The organism is Fictibacillus enclensis (genome assembly GCF_001457035.1).
GTDB classification, from domain to species: Bacteria; Bacillota; Bacilli; order Bacillales; family Fictibacillaceae; genus Fictibacillus_C; species Fictibacillus_C enclensis.
The window spans coordinates 725,723-750,683 of the sequence record NZ_KQ758618.1 but is presented as its reverse complement, the minus strand read 5'-3'; the positions used below and the strand labels follow the sequence as shown (position 1 = coordinate 750,683).

The following is a 24,961-nucleotide window of genomic DNA, read 5'->3' as shown; positions in this document are numbered from 1 at the left end:
AGGATACTTTCATATTACATGGAGACTGTTAAGCTGAAACAAACCCAGTGTTAATAGTTTGTAAATTCACTCAACAAATTCTTTTCTAAAAACAAGTGTGAATGTCGAACCTTCACCTGGTTTGCTTTTAACATGAATTCTTCCATGATGGGCCTCAATCAAATGCTTTACGATGGCCAGGCCAAGCCCTGTGCCTCCGGAATTACGGCTTCTTGCTTTGTCCACCCGGTAGAAACGCTCAAAAATACGGGAGATTTCTTCCTTCTGAATGCCAATTCCGGTATCCGACACACTGAACGTTACCTTCTCACTGCTCTCCTTAAGCCTGATGGTGACCCGGCCGCCTTTAGGCGTGTAATTCAGACTGTTGTTGATAAGATTGATAAATACTTGCTTTAAACGCGGAGCATCGCCTTCAATGGCGGTGTCCCCTTCGACCGAGTACTTCAGTGTGATCTCTTTCTCCTTAGCCTTCGTTTCAAGCATGACGATCACTTCTTCAACAATGGCAGACAGATTGACTTTCTGCAGGTTTAACGAAAACCCTTGTTCCACTTTGGAAAGATCCAACAGGTCCTGAATCAGATGCTGCAGCCGGTCACTCTCCTTCCATATGATCGTTAAAAACTTTTTGCGGATTTCCGGGTTTCCGTCCGCCCCATCCAGCAATGTTTCAGCAAAGCCTTTTAACGAAGTAACAGGCGTTTTCAATTCATGAGAAACGTTGGCAACAAAATCTTTTCTCATTTGTTCGAGCTTTTTCAATTCGGTAATATCATGGAAAACCAGGACCATACCCCGCAGTTTTCCAAGACTGTTTAAAACGGGTGCGCTGTATACATCAAAGTTTTTTCTTTCAATATGAATCGGCAGGACCACCTGCTTGCGGATATTGGTTTCCATAATAAAGGTGTCTTCCACAATTTCCTTGATTTCCTTGTAAGGAAAAACCTCATGAAACAAATGCCCGCTCCAGGAATCGGTATATTCTCTAAAAATCTCTTTAAATGCTTTATTGACGATATTGATGTATCCATCGGAATCAATCAGGATCAGACCGCTGCCCATGTTTTCAATCAGGGTTTTCAAACGGTCCTGCTGTGACTCGTACGATTTTGTCATTTTTTCCAGGTTTCTTGCCAGTACATTTAATGAAAAGTTCAGTTCTCCTACATCACCTTTATACTCATAGGTTCTGGCTTTAAAATTCCCCCGGGCCAATTCTTTCGCCGTGCTGGTCGCTTCTTCCACCGGTTTCACAATGCGGTCCAGCACCCGGATTGAGATAAATAGAACGATCACAAGGCTGAGCAAAAAGCCAAGTGAAAGGCTGAGCCATACGGTTCGTTCTGTTTGGTTGGCCACTTGTTCCGGGATAATCAGCTGTACATAGCCACGGAGATTACCGGAGGAGTCTTCTTTTACAGGGAGAGTATACAAAAGGCGGTCCATATATTTGGCGGAAACCAGTACATCTTTTTTATAACCGTCCAAGCCCTGTAATGGCTGCCGGGGAACCGGCTGTTCTTCTCTGTCGGTTTGGGCAAGCACCTTGCCTTCAGGGGAAAGATAGACAAGTTTACCATGTAAATCCTTTTCTGCCATAATCAGCTGCTTTTTAAGCAGTTCCTGATCATTGCCTCTGACAGCAACCGCCACCAGCTCAAGATCATGCAGATAGGATTGCACCCGCTTCTCCTTGATGGTGTAATGTACCAGCCCTCCCACAATTAAAGCAAGCAAAATAAAAACAAGCATAATGCCAACCAGGAAAAAAGAAAGTACCCGGTTTTTAAAATCCGGCATTACTGAGGAACCTCTAATTTATAGCCCATTCCCCGTATGGTTTTAATATAGATGGGCTTGCGTGTATTTTCTTCGATTTTTTCCCGGAGGTGGCTGATATGAACATCAACTATTCGTGTATCACCGACAAAATCATAATTCCAAACAGCTGACAGAAGCTGCTCACGGGTTAATACTCTGTTTTTATTTTTTGACAGATAAACGAGAAGTTCAAATTCTTTTGGTGTTAATTCCAGTGCCGTTCCTTTATAAAAGGCCTCATAATTTTCCGGGTATACCTCAACCTCGCCGATCGTCAGTTTTTCTGCTTCTTCCTCAGGAGCAGTTTCTTCCACGGCCATCTGCTTTGTCCGTCTTAAGATCGCCTTAACACGGGCCACCACTTCTCTCGGGCTAAATGGCTTTGTCATATAGTCGTCAGCCCCAAGCTCCAGCCCCAGGACTTTATCAAACTCATCATCTTTTGCAGTCAGCATGAGAATGGGAATAAAAATCTGCTTTTGCCGCAGGTTTTTGCAAACCTCAAGGCCATCCATCTCAGGAAGCATAAGATCGAGAACCATTAAATCCGGTTTTTCCATCTCTGCCAATTCCAGGCCCTTGCGTCCGTCCATAGCAGTGATCACTTCAAAACCAGCTTGTTCTAAATTAAATTGCAATAATGTTGAGATCGATAATTCGTCCTCGACTACCATAATCTTCTGGCTCATCTTTTCCCACCCTTTTATAGTTACGTTTCACTTGATTCATTACAATCATACTATTTTTTTCTTCAATGCACAAAAGGGTCAGAATAAAGATTTCGTAAAGTTTGTAAAATTTTTATTGAGAGTGGTGCTCATTCTTGACGGGTATTTCCAAATGAAAAAAGACCAGCTCTGCAGCCGGTCTTAGAAATCCCCCTAAAAATTTTCCTAGAAATTTCCTCAGAAATTTTCCTAGAAATTTCCTCAGAAATTTTCCAAGGTATGGGAAGTAATCGATTTTGGAGCATAGGGAGGACAAACTTCAAGTTCTCCTTCAAGCACCTTTTCGTTCTTTTCATTTTTGCCCTCCACCGACATGGTAATAGAATGGGCTGCCTCGTTGATGCCGGTCACCTGGAAAAGAAAATGTACTTTTCCATAATGGTGAACGGGCTTAATGAAGGTAAGGGATTGTTTTTTAATACTGCTTCCTGGTCCCGGCAAATATTTTGATATGGCCGAGGTTACCATTCCCGTCAGCATGATTTGTGGAACAATTGGCTTTTTGAAAGGCGTCATCGATGCATAGTCATGCTGGATGAATAAAGGATTATTATCGTTGGTAAGTCCAAGATATAACAGGAGATCTTTATCTTCTATCGCTTCAGACAACTCAAGCTTCTCACCTGTTTTGATTTCTTCTAATTTTCTGCCCAGTTTTCGTTTTTTTCCAAGCAGCATATAGAACACCCCTTCCCCGAATCAAAAAGTAAACGCTTACATTTTTGGTGCTAGAAAAAGATTCGGGAAGTCCCGAATCTTCTATCATTATGCAAGCACGTTCATGACTGCTTTTACAGACTCAGCCGAACGGTCAAGAGCGGCTTTTTCATCTGCTGTAAGTTCCAGCTCAATGATTTCTTCCAGTCCGTTTCCTCCAATAATGGTCGGTACTCCAAGACAGATTCCTTGATAGCCGTACTCACCTTCAAGGTAAGCGATGGATGGAAGAACGCGCCTTTGGTCTTTAAGAACAGCTTCCACCATTTCAACCATAGATGCCGCTGGTGCATAATAGGCACTGCCATTTCCAAGCAAATTAACAATTTCTCCTCCGCCTTTCCGTGTACGTTCCACGATGGCATCCAGACGCTCCTGAGGAATCAGTTTTTCAAGCGGAATACCGCCTGCGTAAGAGTAACGAACGAGCGGAACCATGTCATCTCCATGTCCGCCAAGGACAAACCCGGTAATGTCTTTTACAGACAAGTTAAGCTCTTGTGAGATAAAGGTACGGAAGCGGGCGCTGTCAAGGATACCAGACTGCCCGATCACACGGCTTTTCGGGAAACCGGATTCCTTCAATACGGTATAGGTCATGGCATCCACCGGATTGGTTAAAACAATGATAACGGCATTAGGTGAATGCTTCACAATCTCTTGTGTAACACTTTTCATGACGTTTGCATTCGTGTTGACAAGATCATCCCTGCTCATGCCGGGCTTGCGTGCAATACCGGCTGTGATGACCACCACATCGGAATCTTTTGTATCTTCATAGTTGGAAGTACCGATAATGTTGGCATCAAACCCCTGTACCGGACTTGCTTCAAGCATATCCAGCGCTTTGCCTTTCGTAGGGTTTTCAGCTTGTGGGATGTCAACAAGAACCACATCGCCAAGTTCTTTTTGTGCTGCGATAAATGCAGTAGTTGCTCCTGTAAATCCTCCACCGATGACCGAAATCTTTTTGCGCGAATTCACTGCCATTCTATTATCCCTCCAAGGTATTCAGGTTTCTGTCCTGCAGCTCGTTAAATTTTACAAAAGGCCCCGGAAGTCGGGGCCTTTTGTTATTATTTCATCTTGCTGATCAATGCGTCAGCAAACTCGGAACATTTTACTTCTGTAGCACCGTCCATCAGACGAGCGAAGTCATAAGTTACCACTTTTTCTGCAATGGATTTTTCCATAGCATTCGTGATAAGTTTAGCTGCTTCATGCCATCCAAGGTGTTCAAGCATGAGCACACCAGAAAGGATAACAGAAGATGGGTTAACTTTATCCAAACCAGCATATTTAGGAGCTGTACCATGAGTTGCTTCGAAGATCGCATGTCCAGTTTCATAGTTGATGTTGGCTCCAGGAGCGATTCCGATTCCGCCTACTTGTGCAGCCAGTGCATCGGAAATGTAGTCACCATTCAGGTTCATTGTTGCTACAACATCGAATTCTGCCGGACGAGTAAGGATTTGCTGAAGGAAGATATCAGCGATTGAGTCTTTAACGATAATCTTTCCTGCAGCTTCTGCATCAGCCTGTGCTTTGTTCGCTGCCTCTTTTCCTTGCTCTTCTACAATGCGGTCGTATTGAGCCCAAGTGAATACTTTATCGCCAAACTCTTGTTCAGCAAGCTCGTAACCCCAGTTTTTGAAAGCACCTTCTGTAAATTTCATGATGTTTCCTTTGTGAACGAGCGTTAAGCTCTTGCGGCCTTCAGTGATTGCATATTGAAGAGCAGCACGCACAAGACGCTTTGTACCTTCTGAAGAAACTGGTTTGATTCCGATTCCAGAAGTTTCTGGGAAACGAATTTTGTTAACTCCCATTTCGTTTTGAAGGAAAGAGATTACTTTCTTCACTTCATCAGAACCGCTTGCATACTCGATACCAGCGTAAATATCTTCAGTGTTCTCACGGAAGATAACCATATCTGTGTCTTCTGGCCGTTTAACCGGTGAAGGAACACCTTTGAAATAACGAACCGGACGAAGACATGTAAACAAGTCAAGCTCTTGGCGAAGTGCTACGTTCAATGAACGGATTCCGCCGCCAACCGGTGTAGTTAAAGGTCCTTTAATAGCGATTATGTAATCGCGGATCACATCAAGTGTTTCAGCTGGAAGCCATTCCCCAGTTTCGTTGAATGCTTTTTCTCCGGCAAGAACTTCTTTCCAGACAATTTTCTTCTCACCGTTATATGCTTTATCTACTGCTGCTTCCAATACACGAGATGCAGCCGCCCAAATGTCAGGGCCTGTCCCGTCTCCCTCAATAAAAGGAATAATTGCATGGTTTGGTACATTTAATACCCCGTTATCTACTGTAATACGCTCTCCGTTTGACATGTTGCTTGTCCTCCTATCTGTAATCTATCCAAAAACTCTTACTTTTCTATCCTACTAAAATACCGTTCAAATGAGAAGAGGAAGCCCTCTTCTCACCATCTTTTTTTAACGCTCGGCAAGCGGTGTGTATTTCTGCATGGAAGGCCCGGTGTAATCTGCACGCGGACGGATCAGGCGGTTATTCTCATATTGCTCAAGAATGTGAGCAATCCAACCGGATACACGGCTTACTGCAAAAATCGGTGTGAAGATATCATGCGGAATTCCAAGGCTGTGATATACACTTGCTGAATAGAAGTCAACATTTGGAAGAAGGCCTTTTTCTTCTTTCAACAATCCTTCAAGCTTCACAGACATGTTATACCATTTTTCTTCGCCTGTTGTTGTCGTTAACTGCTTGCTCATCTCACGAAGATGCTTGGCGCGCGGGTCACCACTCTTATATACACGGTGTCCGAAGCCCATGATCTTCTGTTTGTTGTCAATTGCGTTTCTTAAATAGCTTTCAACGTTTTCTTCTTCTTTAATTTCGCTGAGCATTTTCATAACCTGCTCGTTGGCACCGCCGTGCAATGGTCCCTTAAGGGCGCTGATTGCAGCAGTAACACCAGAATAAATATCAGAAAGCGTGGCAACCGCTACACGTGCTGTAAACGTGGATGCATTCAGTTCATGGTCTGCATGAAGAACAAGCGCTTTATTAAACGCTTCCACTGCCACTTCATCCGGCTCATTGCCAGTCAGCATGTACAGGAAGTTGGCGGCGAAGCCGAGATCCTTGCGCGGAGCAACAGGGTCTTTGCCTTCCCTTATTCTTGCAAACGCTGTAACCACAGTTGAAATCTGCGCTTGAAGTTTTACCGCTTTTTTGTAGTTTCCTTTTGTTGACATATCTTCCGCTTCGTCGTCATACATGCCTAGCATAGAGACAGCTGTACGCAGAATCGCCATCGGATGTACCCCTTTTAGCGGAAGCGATTTCAATTGGTTGATTAAATTTTCAGATACGGTCGCTTGTTCTGCAAGCTCTGCTTTAAACTGTTCAAGTTCTCTTTCGTTAGGAAGTTTGCCATTCCATAATAAATACACTACTTCCTCAAATGTTGCATGGTCTGCGAGATCATCGATGCTGTACCCTCTGTATGTCAGTACATCATCAATGATTGAGCTGACAGATGAGGTGGTAGCTACTACACCTTCTAATCCTCTTGTTGCTGTCATGGTTATCTCTCCCTTTCTAGAATCTCTTTCTCCTTTAATAGAAAAGCACAATACCAAAAAACTCTTATAAGTAAGAGCTTACATTTCTGGCCTATTAAGAAATGTAGACTATTTAAAGGAATTGGTACATATAAGTCAATTATAAACAATAAATAGTACTTTGTGAATGCTTAAGCCCTTTTTCCTTCTTTATGCAGTGAAATATTCGACAATCTTCATGGCGAAATAAGCAATTCCTGCTCCGATAAGCGGCCCTACGGCAACGCCGTTCAGGAATGCTACAGCGAGGATAGTGCCGAAAACAAGAGCTGCTGTGATATGCGGATCCTCCTGGAGAAGGATGATTCCTTTAGAAGCAATTAGTGCGACAAATATTCCCGAAAGTAAGGCGATCCAGGCGAAGGAAGACTTCATTGCCTCCTGAAGCTGCTTGAATCCGATATCGCCGGTTGCAATAGGAACAAGAACAGCAATGGTTATGATCGTGACTCCCCAGTTTATTCCCTTTTGTTGAATCAGCGGGAAAACCTTGTCCCCAATCCCGGTGAATTTCAGGACAAGCAATACCGCCAGCGCTACAATCAGCGACTGGTTCTTCGCGATTACTCCTATGATGAGCAAAATAACCAAAAATATAGTGGACTGCATAATATACCTTCTTTCGTAGTAAGCAATGGACAGGAAGTGGTGGAAATGGTGAACAATGATTATCTGCACCGTATATTTCGTTTCTTTCTCATAGTATGTTTATTTGCCCTCGTCTTAGTAGGCTGTTTTTTTCTCTCCAAAGTAACCTATCCTTTTATCCTGGGGGGAATCATCGCCATGGTGATTAATCCGTTTGTTAACTTTTTGGAGGAAAAGGGGAAAATGCCGAGGGCGCTGGCTGTCTTTGCGGCGTTGCTGCTCCTGATTGGAGCGGCAGCCGGCATCATCCTGCTGCTCGTCCGTGAAATTTTCACCGGGTTGGCGTACCTGGCCCATGTTCTTCCCGATTACAGCAAGGAACTTGTGCAGTATATGGAGATCTGCTTCAAAACAAAAATTTTGCCCTTTTATAATGATATTAACGCCATGTTCAACAACCTTGAAGACGACCATCAGCAAACGATCATGAAGAATATTGACGCCATCGGTACCCACATTACCACAACGGTTTCCAAGCTCGCACAAGAAGCCGTGAATATCGTCTCCGCCCTGGTCGTCAGCCTTCCCACGTTTGTGACCGTTTTTGTTTTTTCCATACTGGCTGCCTTTTTTATATGCAAGGACTGGTACCGCTTTTCCCGGTATTTGCGAAAAATCTCTTCGGACAAGTGGATGGCGAGCACACGGACCGTCTATCTGGAGCTCAGAAAGGCGTTGTTCGGTTTTGCAAAGGCCCAGTTTACACTGATTTCAATGACAGCCTGTATTGTTCTAATCGGTCTGCTTTTGCTGCGGATTGAATACGCCATTACCATTTCACTTTTGATTGGTGCCGTTGACCTTCTTCCCTACCTCGGAACGGGAGCGGTTTTTATGCCTTGGATTGCGTATACCTTCGTATCAGGCGACTATCCTTTGACCGTGGGGCTTTCCATCCTGTATGGGGTTGTGATCATTCAGCGCCAGCTGGCAGAACCCAAAATTCTGTCCTCCACGATCGGACTCGATCCTCTCGCTACCCTGATTGCCCTCTTTGCCGGATACCAGTGGTTTGGCTTTCTTGGGCTGTTAATTGGACCTGCCTTTCTCGTCATCATCCGCGCCCTCCATCAAGCCCAGTTTTTCCACGAAATCTATGCGTTTATCAAAGGGAAAAGCTGACATGCCCGATTAGAGACGAAAAGCATTGGAGGACTTTTCCATAAAACGCTTTTTGTTTTCTGGAAAAGGCTGAAATGATCGAGTCTCTGGGCGTGGAAGCTGGATCAGGAAAAGCTGACATGCCCGATTAGAGACGAAAAGCATTGGAGGACTTTTCCATAAAACGCTTTTTGTTTTCTGGAAAAGGCTGAAATGATTGAGTCTCTGGGCGTGGAAGCTGGATCAGGAAAAGCCGACATGCCCGATCAGAGACGAAAAGCATTGGAGGACTTTTCCATAAAACGCAGCCATCGGTTTTACTCTCCCCCGTAAAAAGAAGAGAGCGTCCAAAATGGATGCTCTTTTACCGTTTCCAATAGAATTGATATTGCCCGGATTTGATTTTTCGCTGAAAATAGCGCAAAAGCCAGGCTTTTGCCACCGCCCGGGTCGGCGGGATGAGCAGAAGCACACCGATAAGGTCTGAAATAAAGCCTGGCGTGAACAAAAATATACCACCCGCCAGAATACAGATGCCGTCAATAAGGACAAAGCCGGGAACCTGCCCGTTCTGCAGCTGAGATTGTGCAAGCCTCAAAGCATGCAGCCCTTCTTTTTTGGCCAGCCATGCGCCAAGCAGGCTGGTGAGGACAATGAGGATAAACGTGGGCAGTGGACCGATTTGGTGGCCCACCCATACCAAAATTACAATTTCGGCAGCGGGTACGATCAGCAACAATAAAAATAAAATCCTGAACATAAAGGTGCTCCTTTACCATCACACTTTTTGTTTATAAAAAAAGAGAAGGACAAGAATCCCTCTCTTATTTGTATATTTTATAGTACATTTTTACGCCCGTCGTAAATGTCGCCTTTGGAAGCGTCCACCGTAATTTCCTGGCCGTCTTTTAAAATTTCTGTGGCATTCTGAAGACCAACGATAACAGGAATTCCAAGGCTGATCCCCACTACTGCAGCGTGGCTTGTTAACCCGCCTTCTTCGGTAATAATAGCAGCTGCTTTTTCAATTGCCGGCATCATTTCACGGTCAGTACCGATCGTTACAAGGATGTCGCCTGCCTGAACTTTGGAAGCTTCAGTGGAGGTTTTTGCCACTACAACTTTCCCGGTAGCGGAATTTTGTCCAATGCCCTGACCTTTGGCAAGTACATCGCCGATCACATGAACTTTAAGAAGGTTGGTTGATCCGGTTTTTCCTACAGGAACACCAGCTGTAATCACCACAATGCTGCCATGAGTAACAAGGTTGCTTTCAATGGAAGAGTCAATAGCAATCTGGAACATTTCATCTGTTGTTTCTGCCTTTTTGCCTTTTACCGGATAGACTCCCCAGACAAGAGCAAGCTTTCTCATCACGTCATCGTGGCTTGTTACCGCAACAAGAGGAGCTTTTGGACGATACTTGGAAATCATTCTTGCAGTATGACCGCGCTCGGTTGCTGTGATGATGGCATCCGCTTCAAGATTAAGAGCAGTAAAGGATACAGATTGAGAAATCGCATCTGTAATCGTTGTTTTGCTCTCTTTGCTTCGCTGTGACAGGATATTGCGGTATTCCAGAGAGGCTTCGGCACGGTTCGCAATCTTGTGCATGGTTTGTACTGCTTCAACCGGATAAGTTCCGGCTGCTGTTTCTCCGGAAAGCATAATGGCATCTGTGCCATCAAAAATCGCGTTGGCTACGTCACTCGCTTCCGCACGTGTTGGACGAGGATTACGCTGCATGGAATCGAGCATCTGCGTTGCCGTAATGACAGGCTTTCCAAGCTCGTTACACTTTTTAATGAGCATTTTTTGCACTAGCGGAACTTCTTCAGCAGGGATTTCCACGCCAAGGTCACCGCGGGCAACCATCAAACCGTCAGATACAGCAAGGATTTCGTCGATGTTTTCGACACCCTCCTGGTTCTCGATCTTTGGAATGATCTGAATGCTTGGGGCGTTGTGCTTTTCAAGAATCTCGCGGATCTCAAGCACATCCGTCGCACGACGTACAAAGGAGGCAGCAATAAAGTCGATTCCCTGTTCTATACCGAACTCGATATCCTTCGCATCTTTTTCCGTAATACCTGGCAGCTTAACGCTGACATTTGGGACGTTAACCCCTTTTTTATTTTTTAGCGTTCCGCTGTTAAGTATTTTTGTTGTGATTTCTTTGGCTCCGATTTTTGTAACTTCCAGCTCAATCAAGCCATCATCCAAAAGAATTTTGGAACCTACATGAACATCGTCCACAAGGCCAGGATATGTTACTGAGATTTTTTTATTCGTACCCACGACTTCTTCCATGGAAATGACAAGCTCTTCTCCTGCTTGAAGCTCTGCCACTCCGCCTTCCAATGTCTGTGTACGAATTTCAGGCCCCTTTGTATCCAAAAGAATGGCAACTGTTTTTCCCAGCTTACCAGCTGCTTCCCTGATATTAATAATACGTGCTCCGTGCTCTTCAAAATCTCCGTGAGAGAAATTAAGTCGAGCCACATTCATACCTGCATCGATCAGTTGAGTCAGTTTCTCAACGCTCTCGCTTGCAGGTCCGATAGTACAGACTATTTTTGTTTTACGCATGGTCTTCCTCCTGTGTTTTGCACTTGCTCATGCAATGTAAAATTAGATTGATAGTTCCTGAGACAGACGGTACATTCCTTGATCCAAATGGTGTTTGCTTGCCAGCACTTCCGTGATGTCATGATCCACCAGGGCGTTTTTCTGCACACCAACGGTACGCCCGGCTTTGCCTTCAAGCAGGAGCTCTACGGCTCTGGCGCCCAGACGGCTTGCAAGTACACGGTCAAATGCGGTTGGTGATCCGCCGCGCTGGATATGTCCCAGCACCGTAACCCGTGTTTCCAAGTTCGTTTTTTCTTCGATCTGTTTTCCGATTTCCACACCGCTGCAGACGCCTTCAGCCACAATGATAATACTGTGTTTCTTACCGCGGTCAATGCCCAGCTGCAGACGGTTGATAATGTGATCAATTTCATGCTGTTCTTCAGGTATAAGAATGGATTCTGCACCGTCAGCAAGACCTGCCCATAAGGCCAGATCCCCTGCATCGCGCCCCATAACTTCAATGACATAGGTTCTGTCATGGGAAGTTGCAGTATCTCGAATTTTATCGATCGCTTCAATTATAGTATTTAATGCTGTATCAAATCCAATCGTAAAATCGGTTCCCGGAATATCATTGTCAATGGTTCCTGGCAAACCAATCGTTGGAAACCCGGCTTCGGAGAGTTTTTTCGCTCCTTGAAAAGAACCGTCTCCTCCAATGACAACCAAACCTTCGATGCCAAATTTCTTTAGCTGCTCAATACCTTTAGCCTGTCCTTCAGACGTTTTGAATTCTTCGCATCTTGCTGTACGAAGCATGGTGCCGCCTCTGTGAATAATATCTCCCACAGAGCCCACTTCCAATTTAGTAATGTTACCCGCAATCAAGCCAGCATAACCATTATAGATGCCATAAACCTCAAGATCATGAAAAATCCCCTTACGAACTACAGCACGAATGGCAGCGTTCATACCTGGTGAATCTCCTCCACTCGTAAGAACCCCAATTCGCTTCATTTAGCTTCCACCTCTCCTGTATTCTCATCTTATTAAAATATCATGTTCAAAACTTCAACACAATAGACAACAAACGACAAAAAATGTGCTTTCTCGTCACAGAGAAAGCACATTCCTTATTTCACAGCAATGGAATCGTTTACAAACGTAAATTCTCCCATATTTTTATACTTTTCATAGCGCTGTTCCACCAGCTCTTCTTCCGACAAATTCATCAGTTCTTCAAGCGATGACTGAATAACCGCTTCGATTCGCTTCGCCTGTTCTTCGGGATCATGATGTGCTCCGCCTTTAACTTCGGGGATCATTTCATCGATAATTCCGAGTTCCTTCAGATCCGGAGCTGTAATTTTCATCGACTCTGCCGCAAGTTTGGCCTTTGTGGAATCCTTCCAAAGAATAGAAGCCGCACCTTCAGGTGAAATAACAGAGTACCAGGAGTTTTCCAGCATGTGAACATGGTTGCCTACTCCGATGCCAAGGGCTCCGCCGCTTGCACCTTCACCGATAACGATACAAATAATGGGTACATGAAGACCCGCCATTTCCACCAGGTTTCTGGCAATGGCTTCACTCTGTCCTCTTTCTTCAGCTGACTTCCCGGGAAATGCTCCTTTTGTATCCATCAGGCAAATAACCGGGCGTGAGAACTTCTCTGCCTGCTTCATCAAACGAAGGGCTTTGCGGTATCCTTCCGGATGCGGCATGCCGAAGTTGCGCCTGATGTTTTCTTTTGTGTCACGGCCGCGCTGCTGTCCAATCACAGTAACGGGCTGGTCATGGAACATGCCAATTCCCCCGACAATCGCCTCATCTTCTCCGTAGAGGCGGTCGCCATGCAATTCAATGAAATCTTTAAAAAGATAAGAGATGTAATCAAGGGTTGTCGGACGCTCAGGATGGCGGGCAACTTGAACACGGTCCCATGCGCTCATATTTTCATACGTATCGTTTTGAAGAGCGCTCAGCCTTTCTTCAAGTGAAGTGATTTCATCGGTTAGGTCAATTCCCTTTTCATCCATAAACGATTTAAGTTCTGCGATCTTCTTTTTCAGTTCTGTAATCGGACGTTCGAACTCCAACTCTCCAACCATGTTTATGCCCTCCTTCCTGAGTGGATTTTCAATACATTTGTCAGTGTTTCTTTCATTTCATGTCTTGGTATAACCTTATCAAGCTGACCGTGCTTCAGCAAAAATTCTGCCGTCTGGAAATCTTCCGGCAGGTCTTCGCGGATTGTCTGCTCGATGACCCGGCGGCCGGCAAAGCCAATCAACGCTTTAGGCTCTGCAAAATTATAATCTCCAACAGAAGCAAAGCTTGCAGATACCCCGCCCGTTGTCGGATGGGTCATGACAGAAATAAACAGCAGCCCGCGGTCACTGTGCCTTTTAAGCGCAACACTCGTCTTGGCCATCTGCATCAAGCTCAGGATTCCTTCCTGCATCCTTGCACCACCGGAAGCGGTGAAGATGATAAACGGAAGCTCTTTCTCTATAGCCTGCTCAATAGCTCTTGTGATCTTTTCTCCAACCACAGAGCCCATGCTGCCCATTCTGAAACGCGAATCCATGACGGCAATAACAACTGGATTTTCATTAATGGTCGCGTCTCCAGTGACAACCGCTTCATTGATTTTTGTTTTCATTCTGTCACTTTCTAATTTTTCCAGATATCCTGGAAACTCCAGCGGATTCTCCGATATCATGTTCCGGTCGTATTCTGTGAAACTGCCTTCGTCCACAAGACTTCCAATTCGTTCGAAGGAAGACATCGGATAATGATAATGGCAGGATTGGCATACAAGCAAGTTTTTCTTTAACTCTTTTGTATACATGATGTGTTTGCATTCGGGACACTTGGTCATCAGTCCCTCAGGTACATCATGTTTCATTTTTTCGGTAGGAATCGTGGCATATTTCTTCTTCTTGGCGAAAAAATCCTTTAACAAAATAACACCACCCATACTGTGTAAACTTAATCTCACATCGTCTGTGACATTAGCTGAATTACATTCTTGCTGTCCCCGTTCTTTAAGTGCTCCAATAGTTGCGAGCATTCCCCTGAATGAAGAAGAAATGAATGTTGATGAACTGACAGTCCGTAGTCTGATAACTCAACCCACAGCCTGTACAGCAAATGATTATTGCATAATTTGATGACAGATTCCTGAAACCGGAGAATCAGCTGCTGCACATCTCTGTCATGCTCCGTGCGTTCGATCTCCCGGATGAGGACATTCAGGTACTCAATATCCTCTGGACGAACTCTCTGTACAGCTAATTCTATACAATCTCTGATAATAATAGACTTGGTTTCCAGAAGATCCTGCCTGGCCTTTTGATCGTGCAAAATAAAAGAAGCAAGAACCTCCACAAGCCGGTGGCCCGTGGCAGGCTTTATAAACGTCCCTTCACCTCTGCGGGTTTCAATAAGCCCCAGAAGCTCAAGTGAACGCAACGCCTCTCTTACAGAGGAGCGCCCAACATGCAGGCGGTCTGTAAGCTCTCGCTCCGACGGAAGTTTATCACCGGCTTGCAGATCGTCTTCTTCAATAATGGATTTAATCTTTTTTATGATCTCAACATAGACCTTTTCAGATGTGCCTGACAACTGTCCAGCCTCCCTCGAGAATCGCTTATTCCTTACCAATCAATGAAAGCTGCATGGTTTTTTCAGCGATTTTTTCGGGATCCGCTTTGATTCTGGCAACACCAGTTTCCATAGCCGCTTTTGCCACTGCTGCGGCAACTGCTGGTGCTACACGTGGATCAAATGGTGCCGGAATTACATAATCAGGATTCAGTTCTGATTCTGCCACAAGGTTCGCAATGGCATGCACCGCAGCGATCTTCATCTCTTCATTGATGTGGGTTGCCCGGACATCAAGAGCACCTCGGAAAATCCCCGGAAAAGCAAGTACGTTATTTACCTGGTTTGGAAAATCGGAACGGCCAGTCCCAATAACCATAGCTCCTGCTTCTCTCGCATTTCGAGGCATAATTTCAGGCGTAGGATTCGCCATGGCGAAGATGATCGGGTTTTCATTCATGGAGCGAACCATTTCCTCCGTTAATGCCCCTTCAACTGACACGCCGATGAACAAATCGGTGCCGGCGATGACTTCCTGAAGGGTTCCTTCCTTTTTGGAGCGGTTGGTGAATTTAGCAACCTCGCTTTTTACGCTGTTCATGCCAAACGGACGACCTTCATAAATCGCACCCTTAGTATCGCACATTACAATGTCTTTTACACCAAAGCGGTCCAAAAGCTTAATGATAGCGATTCCGGCAGCACCTGCCCCATTCACTACAACCTTGATCTCAGACATCTGACGGTTTGAGAGCTTCAAAGCATTAACAAGGCCTGCAAGTGTAACGATTGCCGTGCCGTGCTGGTCATCATGAAAAATAGGGATATTCGTCTCTTTTTTCAATCGTTCTTCTATCAAAAAGCAATTTGGAGCCGCAATGTCTTCCAGGTTAACTCCGCCAAAGGTAGGCTCGAGCAGCTTAACCGTTTCAACAATTTTATCGATATCCGTTGTATTCAGGCAGATCGGGAACGCATCCACACCGGCAAAGCTCTTAAAAAGAACAGCTTTTCCTTCCATAACAGGCATGGCCGCTTCCGGTCCGATGTTGCCCAGTCCAAGAACAGCGGTTCCGTCGGAAACTACAGCAACAGTATTGCCCTTCATGGTATATTCGTAGACCTTGGATTTGTCATCATAGATATCTTTGCATGGTTCTGCGACTCCCGGAGAATACGCAAGGCTTAAATCCTTTGCATTTCTTACCGGAACTTTAGGAGTTGATTCCAGTTTCCCTTTGTTTACTCTGTGCATGTGCAGTGCTTCTTCTCGTAATATAGACATCCGTTCATCTCCTAATTTTAATGAATTAAGTTAGCGTAAAAAGAATTGGTGAAGCAATGTCTGTTTCAAAGCGGTGCAAATATCCAGTATATTTTATCAGCCTTTTTTGGTGGTCAGACCACCATTGACCTATTTATTATAACAGATGAAGGCAAGCTGTAAAGACATTACCTTCCTTTTAACACCACGTTTTCTGCACCAATCAGCCCCCTGATTTCTGACAAAAATTCATGGGTTGGAGCGACTGACTGTGCCAGCTTCATGCTTTTTCGATCCTGTTCATAATACAGAATCACCCGGGCTTCTCCCCGGCTCGTATTCAGCCTTGCTTTTAATTGGCTCAGCACGGCCGGAGAAAGGTTCTTTTGAAGTTTGAGATACAAAATTTGTTCCCCGGAAGGCTGCTTTCTTTCACTGACGTCCGAAAGGAGGCTGGCTTTATTAATCAAAACCTGCCTTGACCCGCTCTTTTCCTCCATGGTTCCCTCAATCAAGAGGAAAGCTCCTTTTTGAAAAAGGTCATGATAGGTTTTATAGGCATTCGGGAAAGCCACAAATTCCATTTCTCCCGATTCATCACTTCCCGAAATAAAAGCCATCAGGTCTCCCTTTTTTGTTTTAATCGCTCTTACCTTCGTGATCATGACGCCAAGGCGCACATTGGACTTCGCCGGGGTGTTTGACGCTTCACTGATGGAAAGGAGCCCATACTGTTCCATTATGCGCTGAAACTTTTTCAGCGGATGGCCGCTAAGGTAAAAGCCAAGGGCTTCATGCTCGAACTTCAGACGTTCCGGCTCCTTGAACGGAGGCACTTCTACATAGCCGGGCTTCTCTACGCTGTCGTGTTCCCCAAACAGCTGTATCTGATTTTCTTCCCGGTACGCCTGAATTTTTTCTCCATACTCAATGGCCCGGTCCAGAGTAGCCAGAAGACAAGCCCTATCCTGTCCAAAATCATCGAATGCTCCGGCAAAAATCAGGGATTCAAGTGTCCGCTTATTCACCAGCCTGGCGGGCGAATAAGCACAAACATCGAACAAATCAGTGAACGGATGCTTGCTCCTTGCTTCAATCAAGTGCTTGATTGCTTGATAACCTGCATTTTTTATGCACAACAGACCAAATCTAACACAATCTCCTTCCACAGTAAAATGGAGAAAGCTGTGTCGGATCGAGGGCGGAAGCACCTGTATCTTCTTTTCTGTACATTCTTTCCGGTACTGTTCAATTTTTTCAGGATTTCCCGTTACACTGGACAACAAAGCCGCCATGAAGTAAAGCGGATAATTGGCTTTCAAATAGGCCAGCTGATACGCGATAACACTATATGCGACCGCATGGCTTTTGTTAAATCCATAATCAGCAAACCGGACGATGAGATCATAAAGGCCGTTCGCCGTCTCCTGGTCATGCCCATGATCAAGACAGCCTTTAACAAAATGCTCTCTTTCCCGATCGAGCACATCCCGCTTCTTTTTACTTACGGCCCGTCGCAGCAGGTCGGCTTCACCCAAAGAAAAGCCTGCCATTTTTGAGGCGATTTTCATGATCTGTTCCTGATACACAATAACGCCATAGGTTGGTTTTAGAATGGGTTCAAGATCCGGATGCCGGTATTGTACCTTTCGCGTCCCATGCTTCCCCTCAATATAATCCGGAATATTCTGCATTGGGCCCGGCCGGTAAAGCGCGTTCACGGCGACAATATCTTCAAATTCCGTTGGCTTCAGCTGCTGCAGGACTCTTCGCATTCCGTCAGATTCCAGCTGGAAAATCCCTGTTGTATCGCCTTTGCCCAACATTTCAAAGGTTGCCTTATCATCAAACGGAATGCTGCCCAGATGGACGGTCGTTCCTGTACCTTTTTCAACGAGCGTGCAGATTTGCTCCAGCAACGTTAAATTTCGCAAGCCGAGAAAATCCATTTTAAGCAATCCGATCTCCTCAAGCCATTCCATGCTGTACTGTGTAAGAGATATGCCTTCATGCCCGGTTTGCAGGGGAGTATAATGCGTAAGTGGCCGACCGCTTATGATTACCCCGGCTGCATGTGTGGAAGCGTGGCGCGGCAAGCCTTCAAGCGTAGCAGCCACGTCCATCAGTTTTTTCACAGTCGGATTTTCATTCATCAGCTTTTGCAGCCCAAACGACTCTTCTGTTGCCCGTGCCAGTGTCATACCCGGGCGTGAGGGAATTTGTTTGGAAACCGAGTCCACCAGATTCCCCGGGAGGTTAAGCACCCGGGCCGTATCACGGATTGCCGCTTTGGCCGCGAGGGTTCCAAACGTGATGATTTGAGCGACCCGTTCTTCTCCGTATTTCTCTTTCACATATTGAAGCACTTCATCTCTTCGAACATCCGGAAAATCAATATCGATATCCGGCATGGTTACACGTTCCGGATTAAGAAATCGTTCAAATAGCAGATCATGCTCAATAGGGTCCACTTCGGTAATATAGAGCACATAAGCGACAAGCGAGCCTGCCGCCGACCCTCGTCCGGGTCCTGTGATCATGCCGGAACGATGTGCAAATCTCATAAAATCCCAGACAATTAAAAAATAATCATCAAATTTCATTTTCCGGATAATGTCGAGCTCATAGTCCAGCCGTTCAAGAACTCTGGCATCTGGTTCCCCATATCGGGCAGCCGCGCCTTTCAGGCAAATCGTCTTCAGGTAGTCGGTGGATGCTGTTCCTTCGGGCAGCGGATATTTAGGAATCAACTGCTGATTGAATACAAGATCGACATTGCACTCAGACGCAATTTTTTCTGAGGCAGCCAAAGCATCTGGAAGGTGGCTGAACCGGGTTTCCATCTCATCGGGTGACAGCAGGTAAAACTCATCGGTTGGGAGCATTTCCCTATCCGAATCCCCAAGCTTCTGACCGTTTTTAATACAGAGCAGCACCTCCTGCGATTCCGCTTCTTCCGGTTTCACATAATAGATTTCATGTGCAGCGGTAAGTGGAATGTTTTCCTCTTTGGAGAGCTGCTCCATCTCAAAATTGATATTTTTTTCTTTCCCGGTTCCATGGTCTTCCACCCCGAGGTAAACGTGTGGACCAAACCAGCTTTGATAAAGCCGGCAAACTTCCCTCGCTCTCTCCTTTTCTCCCTGGAGAATCAGCTGCTGCACTTCTCCTTCAGTTCCGGAAGAGATGAGGAGCAGCCCCTCTTTATTTGCGCTCAACACATCTTTTTGCAGACTTGGAAAAGAAGCCGGGTCTTTCATCAGCTTTGTGCTGATTTTCAAAAGATTCATATAGCCTTCTTCATTTCGTGCATAAAGAAGCAGCTTGCCGGTTTCCGGTCTTTTTCTTGTATCGAACACCGGGTTTAAAAGAATGGTGACCTCAACGCCAACGATCGGCTTAATGCCCTGCTTTTTACAGGCTTTATAAAAGGGGATCACCCCGTACATATTCAGCTTGTCCGTAATCGCCAGCGCTTTGTACCCGAGCTCTTTTGCGCGGTTCACCAGGGAATTCAGGCGACTGGAACTTTCAAGCAGACTGTATTCTGTATGTATATGCAACGGAACAAATGTCATTGCATCACTTCCTTATCGCTCATTTGTCTTCTATTATAGTACATCCGTGCCTCCTTTAGAAAATAAGCATATTCGGCAGAGCGTGTCCATAATAATAATAAAAAAGGAGGAGTGACGTGTGAGAGAGTTTCTTTCGAGTATTATCATTACCTTTTTTATCGCTTTCGGCGTCATTCTCGGTGGCGCCATTATCGGCGGCCTCGCCGCCTTCCTGGTAGGGAAAGCCCCTCTCATGGAGACAGTGGATCTTGCAAAAAAACTGAAAATCTGGGCCATCGTGGCTGCAATGGGAGGTACGTTTGACACCATTACGAATTTTGAACGAAGCTTTTTAAATGGTGCAACCTACGAAATCATTAAACAGCTGATTATCATCTTTATCGCCATGGCCGGAGCCAATACCGCCATGCTTCTTTTGCAATGGCTGACACAGGAGAATCTGAACTGAGATGAGAATCCCCCCTTTTTTTAACCGAAAAGGATATCAGCGCTTTTTTGCCGGGATGATGCTTGGAATTATACTGGGATGGGTCTTCTTTTTAATACAGTATGGGCTGACGGTAGAACATTATGTCAGCACCATCAAGAATCAAGCGTCCCATATCGCTGACCTTAAAGAACAAATCGCCCAATGGAAAGATACCTATGAAAAAAGCAATGAGGAAAACGAAAAGCAATTAAGGGTTCAGAAAATAAAAGTATACGTAACGAACAATGATACACTCAGACTGCCGCAGCTCAAAGTCTACGAAATATCAGAATCCGTACAGGATCAGCTGGAAAACCTCCTCGGTGAAGATATTGAATCCGTCGATAAAACCCGTATGCTCCTTTACAAGGCTATTGAAAACAAAGGGTATGAAGTCGACGGCGAAAGCTACAAAGTCATTGTTACTTATCTTTTTTTGTTCACGACACTCGAGGTTCACATAAAAATCATTCCCGAAGGATAATCTGCTCATCCCAAAAATAATTCGTATTTCCTGTTTTTTGACAATTCAAATAATCTGTTGGCTTTTTCATACCGGATTGTTTACAATAAAAGAAAGCAAGAATGAATAGGGGGTATTTCGCTTGATTATTAACCGTAAAGAAATCGCTCGCGAACAAGTCAAAAAAATCCAGAATGGCTTTTCTGCTTTTGCAGAAACAAAAGAAGTGGCAGAACTCATCAAAAAAGAACTGATGAAGCTGAATATTCCTGTTCACGAAGACACAACAGACCTTGGCTCCTGGTTTATTCCCGAGAAATCCTAATGGATTTAAATGCGTGCATAGCAAACAAAAAACAGCCGTTGAACTGCTGACCTGTTACCAGGGGCAGTTGCATCGAGCTGTTTTTTCTTTATGTCATCCTGCTGGTTTAGCGGCCCGTTACAAACTCTTTGCACAGTTCTACCAAATCGGAAACAACTTGTTTTGTTTCTTCTTCACTGTAAACCGTTGCTCCTGAAGCCATCGGGTGGCCGCCGCCGTTGTATTTCATTGCCAATCGATTGATCACCGGACCTTTTGAGCGAAGGCGGACACGAATCTGATTGGGTTCATCAACAAAAAACACCCACGCCACAATTCCCTCCACATTGGCAAACGCGTTCACGAGCTGGGAGGCTTCACTCACACTTACGCCGTACTCTTCGAGCGTCTCCTTCTCAAGATGAATGTAACCGGCGATGCCGTCAATCACAGTAAAATTTTGAAGAACATAGCCATTCAATCTCGCCGTACTTTCTTTCACTTTATACAGATTTTCAAAGATTTCGCCTGTTGGAATTCCTTTCCTCACAAGCTCTCCTGCGGCATAATAAGTTCTGTCTGTAGTATTCCGGTATAAAAATCGTCCGGTATCACTTACTATACCCGCAAACAACAACCGGGCAGCCTCTTTGTTCAGAATCAGACCATTTTCTTTTTCATGCTCGAACCACTCGAAAATCATCTGACTGACAGAACTGGCACTGGTATCCACCCAGACAAGGTCACCATATGGCTCTTCATTGGGATGATGATCAATTTTAATCAGTTTGTCGCCGAGCGAGTATCGCTGATCACTGATTCGAGGGGAATTTGCCGTATCACATACAATCACAAGCGCACCGTTATAGGTATCATCAGTAATCTGATCCATTTGCACCAAAAACGTTAATGCTCGATCTTCTTCCCCCACCAGGTAAATCTCTTTTTCTGGAAAACTGGCTTTTAAAATGGCTCCAAGTCCACCCTGGGAACCAAGCGCATCAGGGTCCGGACGGATATGGCGGTGGATGACGATTTTATTGTAGCTTTTGATCGTTTCAAGAATAGCGTCTTTCATAGAATTCTCTCCCTTTTCTTTGACTAACCATATGGCAATTCTTCTCATCAACCATTACAATGGAGATGGACAACGAACTTGGAGGTTAGTAGACATATGCCGTTATTTGTTATCCTGATTGTAGTTTCTCTTTCATTTTACATTTTTTATAAAGTAAAAGAAGTCCGTTCCAGAGCTGTTTATGAAAAAAACTGGATTGGTACCAAAGCCAAAATGGCACTTGGTATCTTCTTGCTTTCATTCGGTTTGAACGAGTTCACCATGGTCGAAGATAAAATCCAGCTTTGGATTGCTATCATTTTTTCTGTTTACGGCTTGTTTTTATTGGTTAAGGGCTATAAAATGTACAAGCATTTTCTGCCTTTGGCCATAGAAGAAGCACAAAACGCACAGTCTTAATATAAAAAGCGGCTCAGCGGATGATGATCCTGAGCCGTTTTTTCGTTAGGAGCGATGTCCGATCAACTGGGCAAGCAAAAGGGCTTTACCCACGACTGCACCCTCATGATACAATTCCACATCCACTTTTCCGAACTTCCGGCTGACTTCGAGTACGCGCGGAACGATTTCGATCGTACTTTCCATCTGCACAGGTTTGATAAAATAAAACGTCAGGTTCTCAACCACGATGTCCCCTTTTTTAATCTTTCTTAGGGCGCGGCTGGCTCCTTCAATAACAAGGGTTGTCATGACGCCGTATGAAACGGTCCCGAGGTAGTTGGTCATTTGCGGGGTAACCCCGAACTTGTATCTTGGAGCTTGTCCGTCTTTGACTTCCGTAATGGAGGCGGTAATCAAATCGTCAAAGGTTTCCCCGACCTGAGGCTGTTTCTGGATCATTTGCATGGATTTCAATACATCCTGCCGCGTCAAAATCCCGAGCAGCTTCTGTGCGTTGTTCACCACTGGCAGTAGCTCAATGCCCTCCCAAATCATAATATGAGCGCAGGAAGCAACAGACGTTTTATGAGTGACCGTAATGGGTGAGCGGGTCATGACCTTATCGATCATTAAAGACCGCTCCATACCAATGATGTCTTTTGACGTTACGATGCCAACCACTTTCATCTGGCTGTCAATGACCGGATAACGGCTATGCTGTGTTTTCTGATTGAGTTCGTACCATTTTTCCACGTTATCTGACGTGGTGAGCAGGTGGGTCTTTTCTGCCGGTATCAGTATATCCGAAGCGAGTACGATTTCCTTTTTGATAAGCTGGTCATAAATCGCCCTGTTGATCATGGTCGCCACGGTGAAGGAGTCATAGCTCGAAGAAATAACAGGAAGTTTCAGGGAATCCGCCAGCCGTTTCACTTCATCTGTTGTATCAAACCCTCCAGTTATGAGTACAGCTGCCCCGGAGTTCAGTCCCAATTCATGGGCGTTTTCACGGTTACCGACAATCAGGAGGCTTCCCGGATCCACGTATCTCATCATGGCATCCAGCTTCATCGCGCCGATGACAAATTTGTTTAGTGTTTTATGTAATCCCTCTCTGCCGCCGAGCACCTGGCCGTCCACAATGTTAACCACCTCGGCAAAGGTCAGTTTTTCAATATTTTCCTTCAATTTCCGCTCAATACGGATGGTTCCAACACGTTCAATTGTGCTGACCACACCTTGATTCTCAGCTTCTTTAATGGCTCTGTAGGCAGTGCCCTCACTTACGGAAAGCGCTTTGGCGATCTGCCGTACAGAAATTTTGGAGCCGATTTCAAGGGATTCGATGTATTCAATAATTTGTTCATGTTTGGTAGCCACGTTATCCACCGTTCCTTTTGGCTTCTGTTTTATCTGTTCTACTATAGTTGATTAATACAGATTATACAGACATTGAAACAGAAACTCAATGATTCTTCAGGAAGGACTGCCCGGAATGCTCGGGATTATCACCTTTTGGTCGTTGATGCAGTTCAAGAACAAAAACCAGCGTCATCCATAATTTCTTCGTCTGTGCTATGAATGCCACAAGTGCGAAACCGAGCCAAACAACCGAGAAAACAAAAGCCGGACTTCCTGTCTGAGAAAAATTCAAATGCGGAATACCGTAAACCAGCAGCGCCAATAAAGAAAGTGCTTTAAACATGGTGTGATTGGCCATCATAAAAAAACCCCCTTGTCTAATGCTATGCATGTTGACAAGGAGGCAGAAGCAGAGCGTATCCTATCGTTCAATAAATTCTCCCGGTTTAAGGACCTTGCCGTCTCCTTTTAAAGATGCGACAAACTTGTCGGGATCCTGTTCAATCACAGGGTACGTATTGTAATGAATAGGCACTGTCAATTTCGCATTAAGCCACTCCGACGCGGTTGCCGCATCTTCTGGCCCCATCGTGAAATTATCCCCGATCGGTAAAAAGGCCACATCAATATCATTGCGTTCGCCGATCATCTTCATATCCGAGAACAAGGCCGTATCGCCTGCGTGATAAATCGTTTTTCCTTCTGATGTAAAGAGAAGTCCCGCCGGCATGCCTGTATAGACAACCGTTCCGTCTTCTTCGGTAAAGCTGGATCCGTGGAAAGCCTGCGTCCACTTTACATATCCCCATTCAAACTGATAGCCGCCGCCAATATGCATGGGATGAACGTTCAAGCCCTTGGTACCAAAATATTCGGCCAGCTCAAACGGCGCTACAATCAGGCTGTTATTCCGTTTGGCAATTTCCTCTGCATCACCGGCATGGTCATTATGTCCGTGGGTCAGAAGAATAACATCCGGCTTTACGTCATCAATCTCCACATCACAAAAGGTGTTGCCTGAAATAAAAGGGTCAACCCATATGGAATGTTTTTCAGTGGTAATCTCTAGTGCAGATTGTCCATGGAACGTTAATTTCATTACTTCACATCTCCTTTAATAGTTATCTGTAATTCATTTCGCAATTACAGCCTTCATTTCCTTCTCATTACCTGTTTTCACAGATCTTAAACGGACTTTTACAGAGGCGGTTCGTTTACAACCCCCCATTGAAGTGATACATTGAAAGCGT

At 45.0% G+C, this 24,961-nt stretch carries 24 protein-coding genes; 5 read left to right on the top strand and 19 right to left on the bottom strand.

Translation table 11 applies throughout. The features are described from left to right. Positions 1-66: 66 nt before the first annotated feature. The 7 genes from pnpS to AS030_RS14140 all read right to left on the bottom strand — a co-directional run bounded on the left by pnpS (position 67) and on the right by AS030_RS14140 (position 7,489). Positions 67-1,806, bottom strand: coding sequence for a two-component system histidine kinase PnpS (pnpS, locus tag AS030_RS14170; RefSeq protein WP_061972519.1), 1,740 nt, complete (start codon positions 1,804-1,806; stop codon positions 67-69). Beyond that, positions 1,806-2,516, bottom strand: a complete 711-nt coding sequence (locus tag AS030_RS14165; protein ID WP_061972518.1) for a response regulator transcription factor — start codon at positions 2,514-2,516, stop codon at positions 1,806-1,808. Before AS030_RS14165 ends, pnpS begins: the two co-directional genes overlap by 1 nt. Positions 2,517-2,756: 240 nt before the next feature. Continuing rightward, positions 2,757-3,233 carry a MaoC/PaaZ C-terminal domain-containing protein gene (locus AS030_RS14160; protein WP_061972517.1) on the bottom strand — a complete coding sequence of 159 codons (477 nt, stop codon included), beginning with the start codon at positions 3,231-3,233 and terminating at the stop codon, positions 2,757-2,759. 87 nt (positions 3,234-3,320) lie between these two features. After that, positions 3,321-4,262 carry a malate dehydrogenase gene (gene mdh / locus AS030_RS14155; protein WP_061972516.1) on the bottom strand — a complete coding sequence of 314 codons (942 nt, stop codon included), beginning with the start codon at positions 4,260-4,262 and terminating at the stop codon, positions 3,321-3,323. A gap of 86 nt (positions 4,263-4,348) precedes the next feature. Then, entirely contained in the window at positions 4,349-5,620 is a 1,272-nt protein-coding gene (icd, locus tag AS030_RS14150) for an NADP-dependent isocitrate dehydrogenase (RefSeq protein WP_061972515.1), read from the bottom strand. Between the two features lie 105 nt (positions 5,621-5,725). Beyond that, entirely contained in the window at positions 5,726-6,841 is a 1,116-nt protein-coding gene (gene citZ, locus AS030_RS14145) for a citrate synthase (protein WP_061972514.1), read from the bottom strand. A 189-nt stretch (positions 6,842-7,030) separates the two neighbouring features. Further along, complete coding sequence (locus AS030_RS14140; protein ID WP_061972513.1) at positions 7,031-7,489, bottom strand: DUF441 domain-containing protein; 459 nt, start codon at positions 7,487-7,489, stop codon at positions 7,031-7,033. 48 nt (positions 7,490-7,537) lie between these two features. Here AS030_RS14140 and ytvI point away from each other — a divergent pair, with 48 nt between their 5' ends. Further along, positions 7,538-8,650 (top strand): sporulation integral membrane protein YtvI, encoded by a 1,113-nt coding sequence (ytvI, locus tag AS030_RS14135; protein ID WP_061973028.1) that lies wholly within the window; start codon positions 7,538-7,540, stop codon positions 8,648-8,650. 343 nt (positions 8,651-8,993) lie between these two features. On the opposite strand, the gene AS030_RS14130 is transcribed toward ytvI, so the two are convergent. The 8 genes from AS030_RS14130 to AS030_RS14095 form a co-directional block, all read right to left on the bottom strand. Beyond that, complete coding sequence (locus AS030_RS14130; protein WP_061972512.1) at positions 8,994-9,389, bottom strand: FxsA family protein; 396 nt, start codon at positions 9,387-9,389, stop codon at positions 8,994-8,996. A gap of 77 nt (positions 9,390-9,466) precedes the next feature. Then, positions 9,467-11,218 carry a pyruvate kinase gene (gene pyk / locus AS030_RS14125; protein WP_061972511.1) on the bottom strand — a complete coding sequence of 584 codons (1,752 nt, stop codon included), beginning with the start codon at positions 11,216-11,218 and terminating at the stop codon, positions 9,467-9,469. Positions 11,219-11,260: 42 nt separating this feature from the next. Then, entirely contained in the window at positions 11,261-12,220 is a 960-nt protein-coding gene (gene pfkA / locus AS030_RS14120) for a 6-phosphofructokinase (RefSeq protein WP_061972510.1), read from the bottom strand. Between the two features lie 116 nt (positions 12,221-12,336). Further along, the gene (locus tag AS030_RS14115; RefSeq protein ID WP_061972509.1) at positions 12,337-13,314 is read right to left on the bottom strand and encodes an acetyl-CoA carboxylase carboxyltransferase subunit alpha; all 978 of its coding nucleotides are present in this window, start codon (positions 13,312-13,314) and stop codon (positions 12,337-12,339) included. Positions 13,315-13,316: 2 nt separating this feature from the next. Beyond that, positions 13,317-14,171 (bottom strand): acetyl-CoA carboxylase, carboxyltransferase subunit beta, encoded by an 855-nt coding sequence (accD, locus tag AS030_RS14110; protein ID WP_061972508.1) that lies wholly within the window; start codon positions 14,169-14,171, stop codon positions 13,317-13,319. Positions 14,172-14,203: 32 nt separating this feature from the next. Next, positions 14,204-14,833, bottom strand: a complete 630-nt coding sequence (locus AS030_RS14105) for a FadR/GntR family transcriptional regulator (RefSeq protein WP_061972507.1) — start codon at positions 14,831-14,833, stop codon at positions 14,204-14,206. 25 nt (positions 14,834-14,858) lie between these two features. Continuing rightward, a complete protein-coding gene (ystJ, locus tag AS030_RS14100) occupies positions 14,859-16,097 on the bottom strand; it encodes an NADP-dependent malic enzyme (RefSeq protein WP_061972506.1) in 1,239 nt (412 codons plus the stop codon). A 167-nt stretch (positions 16,098-16,264) separates the two neighbouring features. Next, complete coding sequence (locus AS030_RS14095; protein ID WP_061972505.1) at positions 16,265-19,654, bottom strand: DNA polymerase III subunit alpha; 3,390 nt, start codon at positions 19,652-19,654, stop codon at positions 16,265-16,267. A gap of 118 nt (positions 19,655-19,772) precedes the next feature. On the opposite strand from AS030_RS14095, the gene AS030_RS14090 reads away from it, so the two are divergent. The 3 genes from AS030_RS14090 to AS030_RS14080 all read left to right on the top strand — a co-directional run bounded on the left by AS030_RS14090 (position 19,773) and on the right by AS030_RS14080 (position 20,911). Next, positions 19,773-20,102, top strand: a complete 330-nt coding sequence (locus tag AS030_RS14090) for a YtrH family sporulation protein (protein WP_061972504.1) — start codon at positions 19,773-19,775, stop codon at positions 20,100-20,102. Between the two features lies 1 nt (position 20,103). Continuing rightward, entirely contained in the window at positions 20,104-20,607 is a 504-nt protein-coding gene (gene ytrI / locus AS030_RS14085) for a sporulation membrane protein YtrI (RefSeq protein WP_061972503.1), read from the top strand. Positions 20,608-20,728: 121 nt separating this feature from the next. Then, complete coding sequence (locus AS030_RS14080) at positions 20,729-20,911, top strand: YtzJ family protein (RefSeq protein WP_061972502.1); 183 nt, start codon at positions 20,729-20,731, stop codon at positions 20,909-20,911. A 106-nt stretch (positions 20,912-21,017) separates the two neighbouring features. Here AS030_RS14080 and AS030_RS14075 read toward each other — a convergent pair whose 3' ends face one another. Next, positions 21,018-21,968, bottom strand: a complete 951-nt coding sequence (locus AS030_RS14075) for a DHH family phosphoesterase (protein WP_061972501.1) — start codon at positions 21,966-21,968, stop codon at positions 21,018-21,020. Positions 21,969-22,064: 96 nt separating this feature from the next. On the opposite strand from AS030_RS14075, the gene AS030_RS14070 reads away from it, so the two are divergent. Then, positions 22,065-22,367, top strand: coding sequence for a YtpI family protein (locus tag AS030_RS14070; protein ID WP_061972500.1), 303 nt, complete (start codon positions 22,065-22,067; stop codon positions 22,365-22,367). Positions 22,368-22,412: 45 nt separating this feature from the next. On the opposite strand, the gene AS030_RS14065 is transcribed toward AS030_RS14070, so the two are convergent. From AS030_RS14065 to AS030_RS14055, 3 genes are all read right to left on the bottom strand, one after another. Next, positions 22,413-23,729, bottom strand: coding sequence for a DRTGG domain-containing protein (locus tag AS030_RS14065; protein WP_061972499.1), 1,317 nt, complete (start codon positions 23,727-23,729; stop codon positions 22,413-22,415). Positions 23,730-23,814: 85 nt separating this feature from the next. Further along, the gene (locus AS030_RS14060) at positions 23,815-24,072 is read right to left on the bottom strand and encodes a hypothetical protein (protein WP_061972498.1); all 258 of its coding nucleotides are present in this window, start codon (positions 24,070-24,072) and stop codon (positions 23,815-23,817) included. Positions 24,073-24,132: 60 nt separating this feature from the next. Next, a complete protein-coding gene (locus AS030_RS14055; protein ID WP_061972497.1) occupies positions 24,133-24,810 on the bottom strand; it encodes a metal-dependent hydrolase in 678 nt (225 codons plus the stop codon). Between the last annotated feature and the right edge of the window lie 151 nt (positions 24,811-24,961).